Here is a 4763-nt window from a genome sequence, read left to right as displayed (position 1 = left end):
GCGCGCGCGATCAGGGTCTTGCCGGTGCCGGGCGGGCCGATGAGCAGCGCGCCCTTCGGGATCTTGCCGCCCAGGCGCTGGAACTTCTGCGGGTCCTTCAGGAAGTCGACGATCTCCGTCAGCTCTTCCTTGGCCTCGTCCACGCCGGCCACGTCCTCGAAGGTGACGCGGTTCTTGTTCTCGGTGAGCAGACGGGCCTTCGACTTGCCGAAGCCCATGGCGCCGCGCGTGCCGCCCTGCATCTGGCGCATGAAGAAGATCCAGACGCCGATCAGCAGCAGGATGGGCAGCGAGTTCAGCAGCAGGCCCACCAGGGTGAAGCCGCCCGCGGCCTTCACCGAGATGTTGGCGCCCTGCTGCTCCAGGCGCTTCACCAGGTCGTCCTGGTTGTTGGGCGTGACCGTCGTGTACTGGCGGTTCGACTGGTCGGTGACCTCGACCACGGGGCCGCGGATCTCGGCCGACTTCACTTCGCCGGCGTCCACCTTCTGCAGCATCTGCGTATAGGTGACTTCGCGGCTGCTGGCAGCCCCGCGGCCGCCGCCCGTCATCATGGAATAGAGCCCGATCAGGACGACGACGATGACGCCCCAGATGACGAGATTACGAAGGTTCATGTGAGGACCGTTCCCATGAAGGCGGCGCGAAAGGACCGAAGATAGGGCGCCGAGGGCTTATCGACCACTTTACGCGAGCCTGACGCGACGCAACATCGCGCCTTGGCTGTAAAACGCAAAAGGGCCGCGCCCGCGGCGCAGCCCCTCAAATAAGCATCATTCGTGCCAGCTTTTAGGCCTGCACGAGCGTCTTAACGCGTCGGCTTCTTCGGCGCGGCGATCAGGCCTTCGCGCTGGGCGCGCTTGCGGGCCAGCTTGCGGGCGCGGCGAACGGCCTCGGCCTTCTGTCGGGCGCGCTTCTCCGAGGGCTTTTCGTAGTGGACGTGCCGCTTCATTTCGCGGAACGAGCCTTCGCGCTGCATCTTCTTCTTCAGCGCCTTCAGAGCTTGATCGACGTTGTTATCGCGGACGAAAATCTGAACCAGAGGAACCTCTCCTGCCTACGCTAGCCGCCCGCCTCGACCGACTTAAGGCGGCGAGCGTGCAAAAATGGATCGCCCGAAAGGTGGGACCCTTCGGGTTTGAGGGCGGCGAGATAGCAGAAGAGCCTCGCCCTGTCCACGCACTCCGCCTAGATAAGTGGCCATGACGACGCCAGCGCAGAAATGGGCCGAGGACACCGAGCAGGCGCTGCTCGACGCGGCGCTGCCGCTGGTTCCGGCCCACGGCTGGACACGACGGACCGTCGCGCTGGCCGGCAAGGCGCTCGGCATGTCCGAAGGCGAGACGGGGCTTCTCCTGCCACACGGCCCCACCGACCTCGCCGCCCTCCTCTCGCGGCGGCACGACGCCCGGGCGCTGGCGTCGCTGGGCGACCCTCATAACCTGAAGATCCGCGAGCGCATCCGCCGGGCCGTCGAGGCTCGCCTGGACGCCGCCGCCCAGGACGAGGCGGTGCTGGCCCGCTGGATGGGTTTCCTGGCGCTGCCCCTGCAGGCGCCGCTGGCCTCGCGCCTGGCCTGGGAGACCGCCGAGCACCTGTGGCGCTGGGCCGGCGACGAGGCCACCGACGAGAACCACTACACCAAGCGCGCGATCCTGGCCGGCATCGTCACCGGCGCGCTGGCGATCCAGGTGTCGTCCGGACGCGGTGAGGCGCTCAGCTTCGTCGACCGCCGCATCGAGGACGTGATGCGCTTCGAGAAGTGGAAGGCCACGACCAGGCTCCGTCCCAGCGAGTGGGCGACGAGCCTCGCCCAGAGCCTTGGCCGGGCGCGGTACGGGAATGAATCTCCGCCCTAGGTTAGCCGTGGGGGTTGATGAAGATCGTCTCCACCGCTTCGCCGAACAGCGCTGCGATCCGGTAGGCGAGGTCCAGCGACGGGTCGTGCCGGTCGCCCTCCAGCGCGATCACCGCCTGGCGCGAGACGCCGAGCTTCCTGCCCAGCTCCTCCTGGGTCCAGCCGCGGGCGGTGCGCAATTCCCTCAGCCGGTTCCTCATCGCGTGGTCCGCACGAAGGGCGCCACCAGGCCGTAGCAGGCCCAGAACAGCGCGAAGATCAGCCAGCCCGGTGCGTGCGGCGCGTCGGCGTAGCTCTCGAGGAAGCCCCAGGTGGTGAAGACGGCCATGGCCAGGCCGGACGCCAGGATGAACCGACGTGCGGTCAGGGCGCGGATGAACTCGTCGGAGTCCCGCATGAAGGCGAGCGTGGCCCAGATCTGGCCGACCACCGGCGCGGAGATGGCGAGCGCCAGGAACCACGTCCCGGGTGGTTGGCGACTGTCGAAGGCGCCGAAGATCGCCGCGACGTTGAAGGCGACGTAGGCGGTCATGAACACAATGGTCCGGATGCGGTACCGCTGCGCGGGCGAAAGAGCGGAGGACATCGGCGGCTCCGTTGATGTAAGGATAACTTTACATCGACAGGAGGTAAGGTCAACCTTACATCACGTTCGCTGGCACAGAATGCTCAGCCAGCGGTCGCCCGCCCGGTCGGGGCGCACGTCCTGCGTGACATCCATCGAGACGAGGCTGAGTCCGCCAACGCTTGCGAGCAGCGACTCGGCCCCGGCTTCGTCGAGGTCCGTGAAGCGGCGACCTGGCGTCTGGCGTTCCTCGGTCCCGTACCTGAACGACATCCACCACGCGCCGCCGGCCACGAGTGCGTCGCGAATGCGGGTCATCACCGCCGGCAGCTCGGCCCGCGGCACGTGGAGCAGGGACGCGCACGCCCAGACCCCGTCGAACGCGTCCCGCCACGCGATCTGGTCGAAAGTCAGCACCTGCACCGGCAAGCCGGTATGGGCGCGCGCCAGCGTGGCGAGCTTCGGCGAAGCCTCCATGGCGGTCACCGCGAAGCCCATGCGGCTCAGCGCCAGAGCGTCACGGCCCGATCCGCAGCCGGCGTCCAGCACCCGGGCGCCTGGCTTCAGCAGCGCCGCGAAGGCCTGCCAGCCGGCGGCCATGTCGGCGTCGATCGAACGGCGGAAGAAGTCCTCGGCGTTTTCCTCGTAGAACTCGACGCTCACCGGCCCCTCCGCGCTACAGCATGCGCACCTTGTTCACGTGGCCCATCTTTCGCCCCGGCTTGGCGGCGCGCTTGCCGTAGAGGTGGATGCGCGTGTCGGGCTCGTGGGCCAGCTTCGCCCAGCCGTCCACCTCGTCGCCCAGCAGGTTCAGCATCTCGACGCGCGAGTGCGGGATCGTCGGCCCCAGCGGCCAGCCGGCCACGGCGCGGATATGCTGTTCGAACTGGTCGACCGAACAGCCGTCCAGGGTCCAGTGGCCGGTGTTGTGCACCCTGGGCGCGATCTCGTTCACCAACAGGCGGCCGTCCTTCAGCTCGAACAGCTCGATGCCGACGACGCCCACATAGTTCAGGCCCTTCAGCACCCGCGCGGCGATCTTCTCGGCTTCCAGCGCCACGTGGTGCGAGACGTTCGCGGGCGCCAGGGTGCGGCGCAGGACGCCGCTCTCGTGGTGGTTCTCGGCCAGGGGATAGACGGCCGTCTCGCCGTCGCGGCCGCGCGCGGCGATGATCGACAGCTCGCGCACGAAGTCGGCCGGCGCCTCCAGGATCACCGGAACCCCGCCCAGCGCCTCGAACGTCGACGCCGCGTCGGCCACGTTCTCCACCCAGCGCTGGCCCTTGCCGTCGTAGCCTTCGCGCCGGGTCTTCATCAGCAGCGGTGCGCCCATCACGGCGGCGACCGAGGCGGCCTCTTCGGCGCTGTCGGCCGAAGCGAAGGCGACGGTCGGCGCGCCGCTGGCGTTCAGGAACTGCTTCTCGGCGACGCGGTCCTGGGCCACGGCCAGCGCTTCCGGGCCCGGCGCCACCTCGCAGCCCAGCCGCTGCAACGCCACGACGCTTTCGGCCGGCACGTTCTCGAACTCGAAGGTCACCACCTTGGCGACGGCGGCCAGCTTCTCCAGCGCCGCGGGATCGTTGTAGGCGCCGACGATAGTGTGGTTCGAGACCTGGCCCGCGGGGCTGTCGGCGTCGCGCTCCAGCACCGCCACGTCGAAGCCCAGCCGCGCGGCGGCCAGCGCCAGCATGCGGCCGAGCTGTCCGCCCCCCAGGATGCCGAGGGTGGAGCCGGGCGGGAGTGGCAGGTGGACCATGATCCTACTCGACGGCCTCGGAGACGCCGGCAGTCTGGGCGGCGGCGAATTCGGCCACCCGCTTCGCCACCGCGTCGTCCGAAATGGCCAGGATCCGCGCCGCCATCAGGCCGGCGTTCTTGGCCCCGGCCTCGCCGATGGCCAGCGTGCCCACCGGGATTCCGCCGGGCATCTGGACGATGGAGAGCAGGCTATCCATGCCCTTCAGCGCTTTGGACTCGATCGGGACGCCCAGCACCGGCAGGTCGGTCAGCGAGGCGGTCATGCCCGGCAGGTGCGCCGCGCCGCCGGCGCCGGCGATGATCACCTTGAAACCGGCGGCCTTGGCGCCTTTGGCGAAGCTGTACATCCGCTCGGGCGTACGGTGCGCCGAGACCACCTTGGCCTCGTAGGCCACGCCCAGGCCCTCCAGCATCTCGGCGGCATGGCGCAGCACGGGCCAGTCGGATCGGCTGCCCATGATGATGGCGACAGGCGCGCTCATTGCGATGCGTAATCCTAGAGGGGGTGCCGGAAGGGCGCGGAGTATAGGCGCCGGCTTTGCCGGCACAATGCAGAGCGGTTAGATTCCCTTAACCGCCGTA

Annotated in this window: 8 protein-coding genes; 1 reads left to right on the top strand and 7 read right to left on the bottom strand. The window is 68.9% G+C overall.

The window, feature by feature from the left end; all coding sequences use genetic code 11:
- Together VGD44_RS15620 and rpsU are read right to left on the bottom strand one after the other, a co-directional pair.
- Positions 1–617, bottom strand: a 617-nt coding sequence (locus VGD44_RS15620; RefSeq protein WP_331088694.1) for an ATP-dependent metallopeptidase FtsH/Yme1/Tma family protein, incomplete at its 3' end; no start/stop codon positions are given.
- A gap of 191 nt (positions 618–808) precedes the next feature.
- Positions 809–1042 (bottom strand): 30S ribosomal protein S21, encoded by a 234-nt coding sequence (rpsU, locus tag VGD44_RS15615; protein ID WP_068874644.1) that lies wholly within the window; start codon positions 1040–1042, stop codon positions 809–811.
- A gap of 160 nt (positions 1043–1202) precedes the next feature.
- On the opposite strand from rpsU, the gene VGD44_RS15610 reads away from it, so the two are divergent.
- Entirely contained in the window at positions 1203–1859 is a 657-nt protein-coding gene (locus VGD44_RS15610) for a COQ9 family protein (protein ID WP_331088692.1), read from the top strand.
- Position 1860: 1 nt separating this feature from the next.
- On the opposite strand, the gene VGD44_RS15605 is transcribed toward VGD44_RS15610, so the two are convergent.
- Genes VGD44_RS15605 through purE form a run of 5 tightly spaced genes read right to left on the bottom strand, consistent with a single transcriptional unit; the run spans position 1861 to position 4663 of the window.
- The gene (locus VGD44_RS15605; RefSeq protein ID WP_331088690.1) at positions 1861–2058 is read right to left on the bottom strand and encodes a helix-turn-helix transcriptional regulator; all 198 of its coding nucleotides are present in this window, start codon (positions 2056–2058) and stop codon (positions 1861–1863) included.
- Positions 2055–2444, bottom strand: a complete 390-nt coding sequence (locus VGD44_RS15600) for a hypothetical protein (RefSeq protein WP_331088688.1) — start codon at positions 2442–2444, stop codon at positions 2055–2057. The genes VGD44_RS15605 and VGD44_RS15600 overlap by 4 nt, the downstream gene beginning before the upstream one ends.
- 60 nt (positions 2445–2504) lie before the next feature.
- Positions 2505–3086 (bottom strand): class I SAM-dependent methyltransferase, encoded by a 582-nt coding sequence (locus VGD44_RS15595; RefSeq protein ID WP_331088686.1) that lies wholly within the window; start codon positions 3084–3086, stop codon positions 2505–2507.
- Positions 3087–3099: 13 nt separating this feature from the next.
- Positions 3100–4179: a 5-(carboxyamino)imidazole ribonucleotide synthase gene (locus VGD44_RS15590; protein WP_331088683.1), complete on the bottom strand. Its 1080-nt coding sequence runs from the start codon at positions 4177–4179 to the stop codon at positions 3100–3102.
- A gap of 4 nt (positions 4180–4183) precedes the next feature.
- Entirely contained in the window at positions 4184–4663 is a 480-nt protein-coding gene (gene purE, locus VGD44_RS15585; RefSeq protein ID WP_331088680.1) for a 5-(carboxyamino)imidazole ribonucleotide mutase, read from the bottom strand.
- Positions 4664–4763 lie beyond the last annotated feature (100 nt).

This window comes from Phenylobacterium sp. (assembly GCF_036402295.1).
Taxonomy (GTDB): Bacteria; Pseudomonadota; Alphaproteobacteria; order Caulobacterales; family Caulobacteraceae; genus Phenylobacterium.
The sequence above is the reverse complement of the archived record's forward strand: the minus strand, read 5'-3'. Positions and strand labels throughout refer to the sequence as shown.